At 63.9% G+C, this 15,962-nt stretch carries 14 protein-coding genes and 1 pseudogene; 6 read left to right on the forward strand and 9 right to left on the reverse strand.

Features of this window, described 5'->3' with window-relative positions:
• Nucleotides 1–118: 118 nt before the first annotated feature.
• A complete protein-coding gene (gene pyk / locus B4M43_RS00940) occupies nucleotides 119–1,573 on the reverse strand; it encodes a pyruvate kinase (protein WP_296263248.1) in 1,455 nt (484 codons plus the stop codon).
• A gap of 190 nt (nucleotides 1,574–1,763) precedes the next feature.
• Here pyk and B4M43_RS00945 point away from each other — a divergent pair, with 190 nt between their 5' ends.
• The 3 genes from B4M43_RS00945 to sbcB all read left to right on the forward strand — a co-directional run bounded on the left by B4M43_RS00945 (nucleotide 1,764) and on the right by sbcB (nucleotide 4,127).
• Entirely contained in the window at nucleotides 1,764–2,150 is a 387-nt protein-coding gene (locus B4M43_RS00945) for a tetratricopeptide repeat protein (protein ID WP_296263250.1), read from the forward strand.
• Between the two features lie 120 nt (nucleotides 2,151–2,270).
• The gene (locus tag B4M43_RS00950) at nucleotides 2,271–2,630 is read left to right on the forward strand and encodes a PilZ domain-containing protein (RefSeq protein WP_296263252.1); all 360 of its coding nucleotides are present in this window, start codon (nucleotides 2,271–2,273) and stop codon (nucleotides 2,628–2,630) included.
• 66 nt (nucleotides 2,631–2,696) lie between these two features.
• Complete coding sequence (gene sbcB / locus B4M43_RS00955) at nucleotides 2,697–4,127, forward strand: exodeoxyribonuclease I (RefSeq protein WP_296263254.1); 1,431 nt, start codon at nucleotides 2,697–2,699, stop codon at nucleotides 4,125–4,127.
• A gap of 78 nt (nucleotides 4,128–4,205) precedes the next feature.
• Here sbcB and mvaT read toward each other — a convergent pair whose 3' ends face one another.
• On the reverse strand, nucleotides 4,206–4,583 hold the full coding sequence (gene mvaT, locus B4M43_RS00960) for a histone-like nucleoid-structuring protein MvaT (RefSeq protein WP_296263256.1): 378 nt from the start codon (nucleotides 4,581–4,583) through the stop codon (nucleotides 4,206–4,208).
• Between the two features lie 285 nt (nucleotides 4,584–4,868).
• Between mvaT and purU the strand changes: the two genes are divergently transcribed.
• Entirely contained in the window at nucleotides 4,869–5,720 is an 852-nt protein-coding gene (gene purU, locus B4M43_RS00965) for a formyltetrahydrofolate deformylase (protein WP_296263258.1), read from the forward strand.
• Nucleotides 5,721–5,723: 3 nt separating this feature from the next.
• Here purU and B4M43_RS00970 read toward each other — a convergent pair whose 3' ends face one another.
• From B4M43_RS00970 to B4M43_RS00995, 7 genes and pseudogenes are all read right to left on the reverse strand, one after another.
• A complete protein-coding gene (locus tag B4M43_RS00970) occupies nucleotides 5,724–6,716 on the reverse strand; it encodes a lysylphosphatidylglycerol synthase transmembrane domain-containing protein (RefSeq protein ID WP_296263260.1) in 993 nt (330 codons plus the stop codon).
• Nucleotides 6,713–7,477 (reverse strand): polysaccharide deacetylase family protein, encoded by a 765-nt coding sequence (locus B4M43_RS00975; RefSeq protein ID WP_296263261.1) that lies wholly within the window; start codon nucleotides 7,475–7,477, stop codon nucleotides 6,713–6,715. The genes B4M43_RS00970 and B4M43_RS00975 overlap by 4 nt, the downstream gene beginning before the upstream one ends.
• A complete protein-coding gene (locus B4M43_RS00980; protein WP_296263609.1) occupies nucleotides 7,470–8,591 on the reverse strand; it encodes a glycosyltransferase family 4 protein in 1,122 nt (373 codons plus the stop codon). The genes B4M43_RS00975 and B4M43_RS00980 overlap by 8 nt, the downstream gene beginning before the upstream one ends.
• A 203-nt stretch (nucleotides 8,592–8,794) precedes the next feature.
• Nucleotides 8,795–9,559 carry a methyl-accepting chemotaxis protein gene (locus B4M43_RS21045; protein ID WP_409522250.1) on the reverse strand — a complete coding sequence of 255 codons (765 nt, stop codon included), beginning with the start codon at nucleotides 9,557–9,559 and terminating at the stop codon, nucleotides 8,795–8,797.
• A 93-nt stretch (nucleotides 9,560–9,652) separates the two neighbouring features.
• Nucleotides 9,653–10,672, reverse strand: a pseudogene (locus B4M43_RS21050) (HAMP domain-containing protein); the annotation flags it as partial.
• 207 nt (nucleotides 10,673–10,879) lie between these two features.
• A complete protein-coding gene (locus B4M43_RS00990) occupies nucleotides 10,880–12,352 on the reverse strand; it encodes an inorganic phosphate transporter (RefSeq protein ID WP_296263266.1) in 1,473 nt (490 codons plus the stop codon).
• Nucleotides 12,353–12,493: 141 nt separating this feature from the next.
• Complete coding sequence (locus tag B4M43_RS00995) at nucleotides 12,494–12,703, reverse strand: hypothetical protein (RefSeq protein ID WP_296263268.1); 210 nt, start codon at nucleotides 12,701–12,703, stop codon at nucleotides 12,494–12,496.
• Between the two features lie 587 nt (nucleotides 12,704–13,290).
• Between B4M43_RS00995 and pcaR the strand changes: the two genes are divergently transcribed.
• Nucleotides 13,291–14,160 (forward strand): pca regulon transcriptional regulator PcaR, encoded by an 870-nt coding sequence (gene pcaR, locus B4M43_RS01000; RefSeq protein WP_296263270.1) that lies wholly within the window; start codon nucleotides 13,291–13,293, stop codon nucleotides 14,158–14,160.
• Nucleotides 14,161–14,460: 300 nt separating this feature from the next.
• On the forward strand, nucleotides 14,461–15,819 hold the full coding sequence (locus tag B4M43_RS01005) for an MFS transporter (RefSeq protein WP_296263272.1): 1,359 nt from the start codon (nucleotides 14,461–14,463) through the stop codon (nucleotides 15,817–15,819).
• Nucleotides 15,820–15,962: the final 143 nt, after the last annotated feature.

Consider the following 15,962-nt stretch of genomic DNA (forward strand, 5'->3'; position numbering starts at 1 on the left):
CAACGCGGCGCGCTACATATCGCTCGCCTGGCGAAACCGCCGGCGAGCGGGCAAAAAAAGACCGCTCCGGGGAGCGGTCTTTACTGCTGACAGGGACGCTGTCGTCACAACACCTGCATCAGCCGACCAGCGGGTCGCCCACGTGCAGGATCTTCATGCCGTTGGTGCCACCAATGGTGTGGTAGCTGTCGCCCTTGGTCAGGATCACCCAGTCGCCTTGCTGCACCAGACCGCGTTGCAGCAGCTCGTCCACGGCCGCCTGGCTGACCTTGTCGCCCGGCAGGGCGGCAGGGTCGAAGGCGATCGGGTACACGCCGCGGAACATCGAGGCGCGCGCTTGGGTGGCGCGGTGCGGCGAAAGCGCATAGACCGGCACGTGCGAGCGCAGGCGCGACATGATCAGCGGCGTGTAACCACTTTCGGTGAGGGCGATGATCGCCTTGACGCCGGGGAAGTGGTTGGCCGTGTACATCGCCGCCAGGGCGATGCTTTCGTCGCAGCGCTCGAAGGTGGTGTGCAGGCGGTGGCTGGACTTCTGGCTGGTCGGATGCTTCTCCGCGCCCAGGCAGATGCGCGCCATGGCCTTGACCGCTTCGATGGGGTAGGCGCCGGCGGCGCTTTCGGCCGAGAGCATCACCGCGTCGGTGTTGTCCAGTACGGCGTTGGCCACGTCCGACACTTCCGCGCGGGTCGGCATCGGGTTCTGGATCATCGACTCCATCATCTGCGTGGCGACGATCACCGCTTTGTTGTTGCGCCGGGCGTGCTGGATGATCTTCTTCTGGATGGCGATCAGCTCGGCGTCGCCGATCTCCACGCCCAAGTCGCCACGGGCGACCATCACGGCGTCGGAGGCGGCGATCAGGCCGTCGAGGGTCTCGTCGTCGGCCACCGCTTCGGCGCGTTCGATCTTGGCGACCAGCCAGGCGCTGCCACCGGATGCGTCACGCAGCGAGCGGGCGTATTCCATGTCCTTGGCGTCGCGCGGGAAGGACACGGCGAGGTAGTCGAGGTCCATTTCCGCAGCCAGCTTGATGTCGGCCTTGTCCTTTTCGGTCAGGGCCGGCGCCGTCAGGCCACCGCCGCGGCGGTTGATGCCCTTGTGGTCCGACAGCGGGCCGCCGATCAGCACCACGCAATGCAGGGCATCGGCGGTCGCGGTTTCGACGCGCATGACCACACGGCCGTCGTCGAGCAGCAGCTCGTCGCCCACGCCGCAATCCTTGACTAGGTCGGGGTAGTCGATGCCGACGATGCTCTGGTTGCCTTCGGTCAACGGGTGCGCGGTGGAGAAGGTGAAGCGGTCACCTTCCTTGAGCTCGATGCGCTTGTCGCTGAACTTGGCGATACGGATCTTCGGCCCTTGCAGGTCGCCGAGCAGTGCCACGTGGCGGCCGTTGCGGGCGGCGATTTCGCGGATCAGCCGCGCGCGAGCCTTGTGCTCGTCGGGCGTGCCGTGGGAGAAGTTCAGACGCGCCACGTCGAGGCCGGCGAGGATCAACTGTTCGATCACTTCCGGCGAGTTGCTGGCAGGGCCCAGGGTGGCGACGATTTTGGTACGGCGGATGGTCATGCATAGACTCCTATAGTGAAGCGCAGCGAGAGGCTACTCCTCAATCGGGCTGTAGTCATCGTTCGGTTGCACTACCTGCGCCAGGTAGCGCTGCGTTGCCGCGCGCCGGACGCGACATGCCCAAGGTGGCAGCGCCGTGTGAAGATTTGCCGGCACCCGCCGATACAGTGGCCATCAAAGGAGAATGCCCATGCGAACCCTGATCCTGCTGACCGTGCTGGCCGGCCTTGGCGGCTGTACCCGCTGGTCGATGGACCATCACCTGGACAATGCCTACCGCGCCTACGACCGCGGCGACTGCGCGCGCGTGATGCTTGAGCTGTCGCAGGTCGACCGTACCAGCCGGGCACGACCGTTCATCCATCCGGAGGTCTCGTTGCTGCGCGGGCAGTGCCTGGAGCGGCAGAAGCTGTATGTCGATGCGGCGCAGACCTACCAGTATCTGATTCAGCGCTTCCCGGGCAACGAATACGCCTACCGCGCGGCTGCGCGCCTAGAAACGCTGGAGCGCTTGGGCCACTACCGCCCCGCCGAAGCGGCGGTGGCCCGGCCGGTGCCCGGTGCCACCTGGCGCTGAACGGTAATGGTGAACCCTCCGCTTTATCTGCTATACCCAACGGATTGTGTCTTCGGATGATCGAAACCCACCTGCCAGTCGCGAGTTTTCCTGGCCTCACGTAGGAAAGCCATAAACGCCATGTTCACTGCCCGACAAATCGAACGCCACGAACTGCGCCGCGTGTTGGAAGTCTTCAACCGCATCACCGGCTACTCCTTGGGTTACCTGGGCAATGTCTCGGAAAGCGGCCTGATGCTGATCAGCGAACTGCCGCTGATGGTCGGCCCGGACTTCGAACTGCAGATCCGCGTGCCGCTCAAGGGCGGCGGCGAGCAGTTCATCAACCTGACCGCCAGTTGCGTGTGGTGCCAGGAAGACGAAACGCCGGGCCACTACAATTCCGGTTTCATGCTGTTGCAGGCGCCGCGCGACTACGATTCCTTCGTCCTGGCCTTGCAGGAGTTCTTCACCTTCCGCCAGATCGGCGCCTCGGCCTGACGCAGGCCTCGCCGCGGGCACCCGCGCCCCGCTAGACTCGGGTCGACCTACTGACAGGAAGACCCCGTGAGCTCCAGCATCTTCTGGCACGACTACGAAACCACCGGTATCAACCCACGCTGCGACCGGCCTCTACAAATGGCCGGGGTACGCACCGACCTCGACCTCAACGAAATCGAAGCCCCGATCAGCCTGTACTGCCGCCCGAGCGACGACATCCTGCCGCACCCGGCCGCCTGCCTGGTCACCGGCATCACGCCCCAGCGCCTGGCCGAAGAAGGCTTGGGCGAAGCTGAGTTCATGACCCGCGTACACGCCGAACTCGCGCGTCCGGGCACCTGCGGCGCCGGCTACAACACCCTGCGCTTCGACGACGAAGTGACCCGCTACAGCCTCTACCGCAATTTCTTTGACCCCTATGGCCGCGAGTGGCAGGGCGGCAACAGCCGCTGGGACCTCATCGACCTGGTGCGCACCGCCTGCGCCTTGCGCCCGGAGGGCCTGAACTGGCCTGAGCAGGACGGGCGCATCAGCCTGCGTCTGGAGCTGCTCAGCCGCGCCAATGGCATCGACCACGGCCATGCCCACGAAGCGTTGTCGGACGTACGCGCCACTCTGGCGCTGGCACGCTTGATTCGCGACCGCCAACCGAAGTTGTACAACTGGCTGTTCGAACTGCGCAGCAAGCACAAGGTGCTGGAACAGATTCGGCTGTTGGAGCCGCTGGTACATATATCCGGGCGTTTCTCGGCGCAACGCAAATACCTGGGCGTGGTGTTGCCCTTGGCGTGGCACCCGAGCAATCGGAATGCACTGATAGTCTGCGATTTACATCAGGACATTCTGCCGTTGTTGCAGGAAAGTCCTGACGAACTGCGTCGGCGTTTATACACCCGGCGCGAAGATTTGGGCGCCGATCAACTACCGGTGCCGCTCAAACTGGTGCAGATCAACCGTTGCCCTGTACTGGCGCCATTGTCGGTAGTGCGCGCCGACGATGAGCAGCGTCTGGGCATTGATCGACGGCTGTATCTGCAACGCGCCGACGAATTGATCCAGCAACAGACCCATTGGCAAGACAAACTCGCGCCGATGTATAGCGCGCAAGATTTTCAAGTCAATGAAGATCCTGAGCAGCAGTTGTATGACGGTTTCATCGGTGAGCGCGATCGTCGTTTGTGCGAGCAAGTGCGTGCCTTGGATCCGCAACAACTCGGCCAAGGGCAATGGATGTTCGACGATGCGCGTCTGCCGGAACTATTGTTCCGCTACCGCGCGCGTAACTTTCCCGCAACCTTGAACGAACAGGAACGTCAGCGCTGGCATGCCTTCTGCCAACAGCGCCTGAGCCTGCCGCAGGCGGGCGCGCCCAATACCTTGGGCGACTTCCAGCAGGCGTTGCACGGCAGCCTCGCCACAGCGGACGAGGCCGGACGGCGTGTGCTGCAGGCCTGGCACACCCATGCGCTGAACGTGCAAGCGCGCTATGCGCTGTAACGCGCTCTGTATTCGAAGGCCATAAAAAAACGCCAGCGAGTGCTGGCGTTTTCGATCAAGCAAGTACGTGACGGATAATCAGCCCAGCAGGGTCGACCAACCTTCTACCTCGTCACCGCCCCACTTGGCTTTCCACTCTTTCAGGGTTTTGTGATTGCCACCTTTGGTTTCAATCACTTCACCGTTGTGTGGGTTTTTGTATTGCTTGACCTTGCGCGCACGTTTGGTGGTCGCTGGCTTGGCCGCGCCACGTGGCGCTTTGCTGATTTTCGCATCGGGATCGAGCAGGGCGATGACATCGCGCAGCGACTTGGAGTATTCACCCATCAGCGCGCGCAGTTTGCCTTCGAATTCCAGCTCTTTTTTCAGCTTGTCATCTTGCGAGAGATTGGCCAGGCGCGCTTGAAGTTCTTTGATGGCTTCTTCGGTGGCACGGTATTCGTTGATCAGGGACATGGGACGTTCCTTGGATAACAATTGTGGGAGACAGTGGGGCAATAATAGACACGCGTCAGGGGCAAGTAAACAACTAACGCTGCCGGCTGCATATTTCAAAGCACACACAGGACGATGTATTTGGTAAAAAAATTTTTAATTATCGGCCGACCCTTCGCCGCCTGTGTTCGTTCAACACATTGCCCGTGGCGCAAAAGCCCGCCGTCGCCGGGCGACGATGCTTACTGCGTTTTTCCCGGCATGCCGCTACAATCGCCGCCTTTGCGAAGTTCTGGAGTCTGTTTGATGCGCACCTATCGTTTGGTGATCGCGTGCCCCGACCGTGTCGGTATCGTGGCCAAGGTCAGTAATTTCCTGGCGCTGTACAACGGCTGGATCAATGAAGCCAGCCACCACTCCGATGAGCAGAGCGGTTGGTTCTTCATGCGTCACGAAATCCGTGCCGAGACCCTGCCGTTCGGCATCGAAGCCTTGCGCGAAGCGTTCGCGCCGATCGCCGAAGAGTTCTCCATGACGTGGCGGATCACCGATTCGGCGCAGAAGAAGCGCGTGGTGCTGATGGCCAGCCGCGAATCGCACTGCCTGGCCGACCTATTGCACCGCTGGCATACCGATGAGCTCGATTGCGACATTCCCTGCGTGATTTCCAACCACAACGATCTGCGCAGCATGGTCGAGTGGCACGGCATTCCGTTCTTCCATGTGCCGGTCGATCCGCAGAACAAACAGCCGGCCTTCGCCGAAGTCTCGCGCCTGGTCGCCGAGCACGGCGCCGATGTCGTGGTCCTGGCGCGCTACATGCAAATCCTGCCGCCCCAGCTGTGCCAGGACTACGCCGAGCGGGTGATCAACATCCACCACAGCTTCCTGCCGTCGTTCGTCGGTGCCAAGCCGTATCACCAGGCTGCGCTGCGCGGCGTGAAGCTGATTGGCGCGACCTGCCACTACGTCACCGAAGAGCTGGACGCAGGCCCGATCATCGAGCAGGACGTGGTACGTGTCAGCCATGCCGACACCATCGAAGACATGGTGCGCTTCGGCCGTGACGTGGAGAAAATGGTGTTGGCACGCGGCCTGCGCTACCACCTCGAGGACCGCGTACTGGTGCACGGCAACAAGACCGTGGTCTTCGACTGAGGCTCAGCCGGCCTGGCGCCTCCCACGTTGCAACAGCGGGCGCGCCAGCAGGCAGACGAACACCGGCCCCCCGGCCAGAAGATAGAAGTAATAGGTGATCGCCCGCCAGATGACGATCGCCGCCGCCGCCGTGGAGCTGCCTACCAAGGGCGTCAGCAGGGTGGCTGACGTCAGTTCGGCGGCCCCGGCACCGCCCGGCAGCAGGCTGAACTGGCCAGCGCTCAGGGCCAGCATCTGTACCAGAAAGCTCGGTATCCAGCCCAGGTCGGCCTGCAACCCTCGCAACACCAGATACATGACGCTGAACCGCAGACTCCAGTGCGCGCAGGTGAGGGCGAACACCAGCGCCAGCGTGCGCTTGGGCAGCCGCCAGGTCTGCGCCAGGGCATGCAGGAAGCGCAGCAGTTTTCGCGCCCACCGCCGTTGCCTTGCCGCCGACAGGCCGATCCGGCTCAGCACCCGGCCGTTCCAGCGCATCACGTGCCGCCGCCAGCGCATCAGCGCCAACAGCAGCGCCAAGGCCGCGCACAGCATCAACGCGCTGCCCATCAACATGGTCTGTTGGCTGTGGCCTAGGCGGTTGAACACCGCATAGCCGGCGATGGCCAGCATGGCGCAGAAAAAGAACAGCAAGTCGTTGAGCTGGTCCATGGCGAACGCCGCACCGCTGCGCGCCGCGCCGATGCCTTCGCGGTTGAGCAGGGCGATCAGCGCCAAGGGGCCGCCGCCGCCGCCGGGTGTGGTGCAGATGGCGAACTCGGTGGCCATCAGCACGCCTACGCTGCGCATCCGGCCCAAGTGCGCGCCTTGCTGGCCGAGCAGCAAGCGCAGGCGCCAGGCATTGATCACCCAGCACAGCACGATCATGCCCAGCAAGCTGGCCAATAGGCCGGGCGGGAAGCTGCGCAGGCGCGGCAGCAGTTCGCTGCCGCCGAGAAACATCGGGACGGCCAGTGCCAGCAACACGGCCAGCCCCAGCCAGACCCAACGCGTCATGAAGCGAGCCGGCGGTCGAGCCAGACGGATTTGGTCACAGGCTCCCGGCCCTGGGCCATCAGCTCGCGCAGGGTATTCATCCAATAGTCGCGGGACGAGCGGTGGCGCATGTCCACCGGGTGCAGGCCCAGGCGCAAGGTATCGGCCGACGCCAGGCGCTTGCGTTGCCAGTCGCTGATCACCTTGGACATGCCGCGCCGCCAGGCGCTGCGCGCGCTCCATACCAGCCCCGGCGCGTCGATGGCGGCGAAATCCGGCAAACGATACAGGTGCTGCGGGGTGCTGGTGTAACGCAGCGGCAACTGACGCAGGGCCTGGCGGGTGCCTTCGCTCATCAGCCAGGCCGGCGCGACGAAACCGGCGACCGGCCAGCCTTGCGCTTCGAACAGTTGCAGCCCTTCGCGCAGCCGGTGCAGGGCCTGCGCCTGGTCCAAGCCATAGAACTCGCCTTCATGGGTATACACCCGGCGCATGAACAACTCGCGCGGCGTGCGCGGCGCCGGACCATCATCGGCATGGTAGAAGCCGTGCAGCGCCAGCTCATCGCCTTTGGCCAGGCGCTTGTCCAGCAAGCGGCAGAAGTCGGGGGCGTGTTGCAGGGCATTGCGGTGGTGGAAGTCCGGCACCACCAGCCAGGTCATGGGCACGTTGCCCAGCGCATCGACCGCTTCGACGAAGGGACGGTAGTCCGGCCAGGTCTCCGGCGCCACATCGTGCAGCACCAGCATCACGCTGGGCGGATTGGACGAGGACTCACGCATGGGCACGCACCATCGGCTGGTGGCCGAGCACGGCCTGGTAGTGGTCGAGCAGGCCGTTGACCACGCTGGTCCACGAATACTGTTGTTCCACATGGCTGCGGGCCTGGGCACCGAGCTTGCGCACGCCCTCTTCGAAGACCTCGTGCACGGTGACGGCCATGGCCCTGCCGTCGTTCGGCGCGCACAGGCGGCCACAGTCTTCGCGCACGATCTCGCTGAAGGCCCCGGCGCGTACGGCCACCACCGGCGTGCCGCTGGCCATGGCTTCGAGGATCACCAGGCCGAAGGTTTCCTGGTCGCCGGCATGCACCAGCAAGTCGGCGCTGGCCAGCAGATTGGCGACTTCCTGGGGCGGGCAGAACTGGTTGATCACCGTGACGTTGTCCGGCACGTTGGCCGGCATGCTCGAGCCCACCAGCAGCAGGTGGTAGCGGCTGCCCAGCTGGCGCATGCAGTCGAGCAGCACCGGCAGGTTCTTCTCCCGCGAACCGCGGCCGGCGAAGACCAGCAGGCGTGTGGTGTCGGGGATACCCAGACGGGCCTTGAGCTGCGTGTCGCGGTGCGAGGGGTTGAACATGTTCAAGTCCACGCCCAGGCGCTGCACGTGCACGTCCTTGACGCCCAGGCGGGTGAGTTTGTCGGCCATCACCTGGCTTGGCGCCAAGACCCGGTCGAAGTTGCCGTACAACTTGCTGACGTAGGCCTCCACATTGGGCGTGAACCAGTTGCCCATGCGGTTGCTGACCAGCAGCGGCAGGTCGGAATGGTAGAAGCCGATCACCGGCACATCGAGCTGGCGCCGCGCTTCGAGCGCCGCCCAGGCCGTGAGGTACGGATCGCCGACTTCGATGAGGTCGGGCTGCAGGGTGCGCAGCGTGTTGCACCACGGCGCCAGGCGTACGGGGAAGCGGTAGCCCTTGCCGAACGGCAGGGGCATGGCCGGCACTCGATAGACGCCGTTGTCTTCGCTGGCCGACGCCCCTGGGATGAGCAAGCTGTGACGCACGCCGGACATGGCGTCGAGGCGTCGGTGTTTGGCATCAAGGTACGTCCGTACGCCCCCGCTTGCCGGGGCATAGAACATGGTGATGTCAGCAATGTGCACGATCGGTATCCCTCCGGGATCATCTTCGGTCCTGTCCTACGGCTGTAACACACCGTTACAGAACGCGCTTGAAGGTGGACCTTGAAAAGGGGGGATTTGTTCGATCGACCTGTGCGATCAAGGGTTTGGCGCTGTTCTGCGGTATGCGATGCACCGTGCTCGACACGCCGTGGCCCGCGCTGGATGCGGCACCACGGCTAGGCGGGGAGGGATCAGATCCTGAACGTGCCGACCAGATGCTTGAGGCGGCTGGCTTGCTGTTCCAGGTCGGCGCAAGCGCGCAGAGTGGCCTGCAGGTTCTCCACGCCTTCCTGGTTGAGCATGTTGATCTCGCTGATGTCGACGTTGATCGCTTCTACCACGGCGGTCTGCTCTTCGGTGGCGGTGGCGACCGATTGGTTCATGCCGTCGATCTCGCCGATGCGCCCGGTCACGCTGCCCAAGCGCTCACCGGCCTGATTGGCGATCTCGACGCTCTCCTGACTGTGGCGCTGGCTCTGGTCCATGGTGTCCACCGAAGCGCGCGCACCGACCTGCAGCTCTTCGATCATGCCCTGCACCTGCTGCGCCGACTCCTGGGTGCGGTGCGCCAGGTTGCGCACCTCATCGGCCACCACGGCGAAACCGCGACCGGCTTCGCCCGCGCGCGCCGCTTCGATGGCGGCGTTGAGCGCCAAGAGGTTGGTCTGCTGGGAGATGCTGGTGATCACTTCGAGAATCTGCCCGATGTTCACGGTCTTGCCGTTGAGCGTTTCGATGTGGGCGCTGGAGGTGACGATCAAGTCGGACAAACGCGTCATCGCCTGGATGTTGCGCTCCACCACCTGCTGGCCCTCTTCGGCCAGTACCCGTGCGGAGCTGGCGTGCTGCGAAGCCAGGGCCGCGTTGCCGGCGATCTCCTGGGCGGCGGCGCCCAGCTCGTTGATCGCTGCGGCCACGCTGTTGGTACGGTTGCTCTGCTCGTCGGAGTTGCTCATCGACGAGTTCGAGGCGCTGATCACCCGCAGGGCCACTTCGTTGACCTGCTCGGTGGCCGACGACACTTCGCGGATCGAGCTATGGATCCGTTCGACGAAGCGGTTGAAGGCATTGCCCAGGATGCCGAATTCGTCGTGGTGCTGGATATCCAGGCGGCGGGTCAGGTCGCCTTCGCCCTCGGCGATGTTCTCCATGGCGCGGGTCATGACGTGCAGCGGTTGCATCAGTACGCGAATCAGCAGGCCGAGCAGGGCGATGATGATCGCCACCGCCACCAGGGTGGCGATCACCGCCGAGGTGCGGAAGGTGCTGAGCATGGCGAATGCCTGATCCTTGTCGATGGACAGGCCCACGTACCAGTTGGCGTTGGGCAGGCCCTTGATCGGCGTGAAGCTGAGCAGGCGGCTCTGACCGTCGGCTTCCTGCACCTCGCTGAGGTCTTGGCTCAGCTTCGGTGCCTGGCCGGGGAACAGGTCGCCCAGCGACTTCATCACCAGCTCCTGTTGCGGGTGCACGAGGATCTTGCCCTGGTCGTTGACCAGGAAGGCATAGCCCATGCCGCCAAAGTTCAGCGCGTTGATGATCTTGGCCAGCCCGTCCAGGGCCAGGTCGCCGCCGACCACGCCGACGTTGGTCGCGGCTTTGCTGATGATGCTGATGACCATCTTCTGCGTGGTCAGGTCGATGTAGGGCTCGGTGAGGATGGCGCCGTTGGCGGCCATGCCGTCCTTGTACCAGGGCCGGATACGCGGGTCGTAGCCATCGGGCATCTTGGCGTCGGGGCGCACGGTGAAGCGGCCGTCGACCTGGCCGAGGTAGACGGTCAGGAAGCTCGAGGTCAGCGCCGGCTGGCCGAGCAGAGTGGCGGCCTCGGCCGGTGCCTGGGCAATGTTCTGCGCCAGGTTGTCGACCATGCGGATGCGCCCGTCGAACAGGCCGTTGACGTTGGTGGCGGTGGACTGGCCCATTTCGGCCAGGTAGCTCTCCAGGTCTTCGCGGATGGCGTTGCGTTGCAGGTAGTCGTTGAACAGGGTGAACAGGCTGAAGGCGACGATCACGATCAGTGACGCGGCAAGGAGGATCTTGTGGCTGAATCGGAGGCTTTTGCGCATGGCGTGCTCGGGTCCGCTGGGCTTATGTGTCGAGTGGTTGCCGCCTGCGCGCTGCGCAGCGATGGCCTGACGGTATCGGCCAGCAATGCCTTGATCTTGAGCATCGATGGGCAGAAAAAAGCAGAAATCTGCCGTGTCGTCGGTTTTTTACCCGCCCACGAAAAAGGCGCCCTTGAGGGCGCCTTATCGCGATACCGCATACGCCTCTTAGCCGATGAAGCGCGTCGCCAGCCAGAACAGCGCGGCGGACAGGGCCACGGTAGCGGGCAGGGTCAGGACCCAGGCCAGCAGGATGGTCTTGATCGTGCCGCCTTGCAGGCCGCTCTTGTTGGCGACCATGGTGCCGGCCACGCCCGAAGACAGCACGTGGGTGGTCGACACTGGCAGGCTGAACACGTTGGCCATGCCGATCGCGCAGGCCGCGGTGATCTGCGCCGACATGCCCTGGGCGTAGGTCATGCCTTGCTTGCCGATCTTCTCGCCGACGGTGAGGACCACGCGCTTCCAACCGACCATGGTGCCCAGACCCAACGCCAGGGCGACCGCGACGATGACCCAGAAGGGCGCGTACTCGGTGGTGGCGGTGAGGTCTTTGCGCAGCTTGTCGAGGTCGGCGCGTTCACGTGCTTCGAGGCCCGGCAGCTTGCCGACTTTCTTCGCGGTGTCGTCTAGGCACAGCAGGTAGCGACGCACTTCCACGCGCTTCTCGGCGCCCAGGTCGTGGTAGTCGGTCACGCCCTTGAGCGAGCGCTGCAAGGCGCTGATGGTCGGTTCGGTTTGCTGGGGGTCGCAGCTGAACTGGCCTGGCAGGTCGCCGGTTGCGGCCTTGCCCAAGGCCAGGAACTCGCCGAGGGTGTCGGCGTTGCGCTGGTAGAACTGGCTCAGGTGCAGGGTGGCGTCGCGGGTGCGCTCGATCTGGTAGGTGCTGCTGCCCAGGTCGAGCACGAACTGCGAAGGCACGATGCCGATCAGCACCAGCATGATCAGGCCGATGCCCTTCTGGCCGTCGTTGGAGCCGTGCACGAAGCTCACGCCCATGGCCGAGATCACCAGGACCAGGCGATTCCAGAAGGGCGGGTGCTTCTTGTCGTCCAGCTTGCGCCGCTGTTCCGGGGTCTTGTGCATTTTCGACAGCGGCCGCCAGCGCTTGAGCATCAGCAGCACCAGGGCAGCGACGATGAAGCCGGCCAGGGGCGAGAACACCAGCGACAGGCCGATGTCGATCGCTTTCTGCCAGTTGACGCCATCGCCCAACGGGATGTGGTTGATCAAGGCATTGGCCAGGCCCACGCCGAGGATCGAGCCGATCAGCGTGTGCGAACTGGAAGCGGGAATGCCGAAGTACCAGGTGCCCAGGTTCCAGGCGATGGCTGCGGCGAGCAGAGAGAAGACCATGGCCAATCCATGCCCGGTGTTCACGTTGATCAGCAGTTCCACCGGCAGCAGGTGGACGATCGCGTAGGCCACGCCCACCCCACCGAGCAGCACTCCCAAGAAGTTGAACACCCCCGAGAAGAACACCGCCAAGTGCGGCGGCATGGCTTTGGTGTAGATGACGGTGGCTACCGCGTTGGCGGTGTCATGAAAGCCATTGATGAACTCGAAAGCGAGCACAAAGGTCAGCGCAAGCACCAAGCTCACGGCTACCCAGGCATCCAGTCCGCTGAATAAATCAATCATGAAAAGTTTTCTGGCGGTCGAAAGGGGGCCGGATTATGCCAGAAAAACCAGAGATTCGAAGCACCCGCTTTGACTCTAAAATCTTGCGCCAGGTCACATCAACGTGCCGCTGCAGGTCCCTTCGCTGTCTTCAGCAAGGCATCAGCGCTTCTCGACGCCTTCGCCACGCAATTCCTTTTCCATCTTGTCGAGCTCTTCGGCGAAGGCCTGGTCGTGGATGGTGGAGCGTTTGCGCCACGGTTTGCGTTCCGGTTCCGGTTGCGCGGCATAAGTAGTGACTTCGCCACCATAGAGTCCGGTAAAACGTTCGGCCTGGCGCTCAAGTTCGGCGCGCAGTTCATCTTTTGTCACAACAATACCTGCCCATGAAAAGTTATATCCCGGTCGGCGACAGTTGTGTGAGTGTCTGTCGGTTACGGACCTGGGGACGTCGCGCTGCCGTAACGTCAGGTTGCAGCCTGTCTGGATGCCGCCGCTCGCCGGAGCGCCTACCCGCGGGGGAGGCGGATGGGGTGCGCTCTAGGGCAGAAGCGGTCGGCATGAACGATCGATCGAATACGGTACGACATCGAGCGATGAAGACGGCGAGATTATAGCCAACTTGCAGCGCAGGCAAATGTAGGCTTTTACAAAGCGCAATGCCCTATGAAGTAAGTGGCGCTGTGTTCAACGAAACAGTCGGTCGAGCGAAGTTCTATCGATATACCTTGGAGGTGTGCGACAACAGGAAAGTTCGCCGCCTCCGCACAAATGAAAACGGCCTCGCTGAAGGGCGAGGCCGCTGCCTTGAAGCTTCCACGGTGGGTACCTGACCAGTCTCTCCAAAGAAGCCACATGGGCAGAGGGAAAGGTATAAGCAAACGTGTCGGCGGTCAATTGCGATTATCGGCCGCTTGTTCGATAATCGCACAACGCACCGTTTTTTCTGAGGCAAGTCCATGAGCGAAGAAACCCTCGACAGCGCAGGCGCCAACTCCCTGCGCGCCGCCAGTGCAGCGCTCGCACCGCCCATCGTGGCCTCGGCGGCCAAACGCATTCAGGCGTTCACCGGCGATCCTGATTTCATGACGTCGCTGGCCCGCGGCCTGGCGGTGATCCAGGCCTTCCAGGAACGCAAACGCCACCTCACCATCGCCCAGATCAGCCACCGTACGGAAATTCCCCGGGCCGCGGTACGGCGTTGCCTGCATACGCTGATCAAGCTTGGCTATGCCACCACTGACGGGCGCACGTATTCGCTGCTGCCCAAGGTGCTGACCCTGGGCCACGCCTACCTGTCGTCCACGCCGCTGGCGGTCTCGGCGCAGCCTTATCTCGACCGCATCAGCGAAAAACTTCACGAAGCGGCCAACATGGCCACCCTGGAAGGCGACGACATCCTCTACATCGCCCGTTCGGCCACGGTCGAGCGGCTGATTTCGGTCGACCTGTCCGTCGGCGGGCGTCTGCCGGCCTATTGCACGTCGATGGGGCGGATCATGCTGGCGGCGCTGGACGATGCCAGCCTGCGCGAATACCTCGAACGCGCCGACCTCAAGGCCCGCACCAGCCGCACCCTGCACGACGCCGAATCGCTGTTCGCCTGCATCCAGCAAGTGCGCGAGCAGGGCTTCTGCGTGGTCGACCAGGAACTGGAGCAAGGCCTGCGTTCGATCGCCGTGCCCATCTACGACGCCTCTGGGCAGGTGCTGGCGGCGCTCAACGTCAGCACCCACGTGGGCCGGGTCAGCCGAGGCGAGTTGGAGCAACGCTTTCTGCCCATCCTGCTGGCCACCAGCCAGGACCTGTGCACCCAGCTGTTCGGCTGAAACGCACGGGAGCGGCAACCCTGCCTGGCGTTTAGCGTTCGGTAACCGCACACACTCGGGGCGCGTCAATTGCGCCCCAGGTGCTCGCTGATTACTGTTGCTCGCATCGGTCGACCCTGCCGACCGCACAATAACAACAGGCGAGAACCCTCCATGAAAACGACTGCTTCGCTGCCGCGGCCGTGTGCGCCCGCCGTGCCCCCGCACCCCGTCTAGCCAAAAGTTGCACCACATCCATTTCCCACGGCTGCACTGCCGACAGTGCAGGCGTCCGTTTGTGCGCACCGTCTGGACGATCCCATGACCCTGAATTTCGACAAAGCCCCCGCGCCTGCCGGGCAGATCCTCGATGTACAACGGCTGATCAACCAGCAGCCCCTGTCGCGCTACCAGTGGCGGGTGGTGCTGCTGTGTTTTCTGATCGTCTTTCTCGACGGGCTGGACACGGCGGCCATGGGTTTCATCGCCCCGGCACTGTCCCAGGAATGGGGCATCGACCGTGCCAGCCTGGGCCCGGTGATGAGCGCGGCCTTGGTCGGCATGGTCTTCGGCGCCCTGGGCTCCGGGCCGCTGGCTGACCGCTTCGGCCGACGCGGTGTGCTGATCGGCGCCGTGTTGGTGTTCGGCGGCTTCAGCCTGGCCTCGGCCTACGCCACCTCGGTCGACCAATTGCTGATGCTGCGTTTTCTCACCGGCTTGGGCTTGGGGGCGGGCATGCCCAACGCCACCACCTTGCTCTCGGAGTACACCCCCGAACGGCTCAAGTCGTTGCTGGTCACCAGCATGTTCTGCGGCTTCAACCTGGGCATGGCCGGCGGTGGCTTCGTCTCCGCCAAGTTGATCCCGGCCTACGGCTGGCACAGCCTGCTGGTGCTGGGTGGGGTGCTGCCTTTGCTGCTGGTGCTGGCGCTGGCGCTGTGGTTGCCGGAGTCGGCACGCTTTCTGGTGGTGCGCAAGCGCGGCACCGAGCAGGTGCGCAAGACCCTGGCGCCGATCGCCCCGGCCCTGGTCGCGCAGGCGCAAAGCTTCAGCGTACCGGAGCAGAAGGCCGTGGCCGCGCGCAACGTCTTCGCGGTGATCTTTTCGGGCACCTATGGGGCCGGAACCCTGTTGCTGTGGCTGACCTATTTCATGGGCCTGGTGATCGTCTATCTGCTCACCAGCTGGCTGCCGACGCTGATGCGCGACAGCGGCGCGAGCCTGGAGCAGGCCGCGTTCATCGGCGCCCTGTTCCAGTTCGGCGGGGTGCTCAGCGCGGTGGTGGTGGGCTGGGCGATGGACCGCTACAACCCGCACAAGGTCATCGGCGTCTGTTACCTGTTGGCCGGCGGCTTTGCCTATGCGGTGGGGCAGAGCCTGGGCAACATGGCGCTGCTGGCGACCCTGGTGCTGGTCGCCGGCATGTGCGTGAACGGCGCGCAATCGGCCATGCCGTCGCTGGCGGCGCGCTTCTACCCGACCCAAGCCCGCGCCACGGGCGTGTCGTGGATGCTGGGCATCGGCCGCTTCGGCGCCATTCTCGGTGCCTGGAGCGGGGCGACGCTGTTGGGCTTGGGTTGGACCTTCACGCAGGTGCTCACCGCCTTGCTGGTGCCGGCGGCCCTCGCTGCGCTGGGCGTGGTGATCAAGGGCTTGGTCAGCCATGCGGACGCCACGTGAAACCTCGTTTGCCAGACATCCACGTATCAGCACATACCGTTCGATAATCGCCCAGATAGACGATTATCGGATTGTAAAGCCCTGGCCTGGCTCCTTAATCTGAACCCATCGCAGTGCCGCCCGCGCGCACTGCCCACCGCATC

The sequence above is a fragment of the Pseudomonas sp. UBA6562 genome (assembly GCF_002434265.1).
In the GTDB taxonomy this organism is placed as follows: domain Bacteria; phylum Pseudomonadota; class Gammaproteobacteria; order Pseudomonadales; family Pseudomonadaceae; genus Aquipseudomonas.

Coding starts and splice junctions, on each gene's coding strand:
- B4M43_RS00950 (WP_296263252.1), top strand. CDS start 2,271: ATGTTCACTGCCCGACAAATCGAACGCCACGAACTGCGCCGCGTGTTG.
- pyk (WP_296263248.1), bottom strand. CDS start 1,573: ATGACCATCCGCCGTACCAAAATCGTCGCCACCCTGGGCCCTGCCAGC.
- B4M43_RS00945 (WP_296263250.1), top strand. CDS start 1,764: ATGCGAACCCTGATCCTGCTGACCGTGCTGGCCGGCCTTGGCGGCTGT.
- purU (WP_296263258.1), top strand. CDS start 4,869: ATGCGCACCTATCGTTTGGTGATCGCGTGCCCCGACCGTGTCGGTATC.
- B4M43_RS21045 (WP_409522250.1), bottom strand. CDS start 9,559: ATGAGCAACTCCGACGAGCAGAGCAACCGTACCAACAGCGTGGCCGCA.
- B4M43_RS00990 (WP_296263266.1), bottom strand. CDS start 12,352: ATGATTGATTTATTCAGCGGACTGGATGCCTGGGTAGCCGTGAGCTTG.
- B4M43_RS01005 (WP_296263272.1), top strand. CDS start 14,461: ATGACCCTGAATTTCGACAAAGCCCCCGCGCCTGCCGGGCAGATCCTC.
- pcaR (WP_296263270.1), top strand. CDS start 13,291: ATGAGCGAAGAAACCCTCGACAGCGCAGGCGCCAACTCCCTGCGCGCC.
- B4M43_RS00970 (WP_296263260.1), bottom strand. CDS start 6,716: ATGACGCGTTGGGTCTGGCTGGGGCTGGCCGTGTTGCTGGCACTGGCC.
- mvaT (WP_296263256.1), bottom strand. CDS start 4,583: ATGTCCCTGATCAACGAATACCGTGCCACCGAAGAAGCCATCAAAGAA.
- B4M43_RS00975 (WP_296263261.1), bottom strand. CDS start 7,477: ATGCGTGAGTCCTCGTCCAATCCGCCCAGCGTGATGCTGGTGCTGCAC.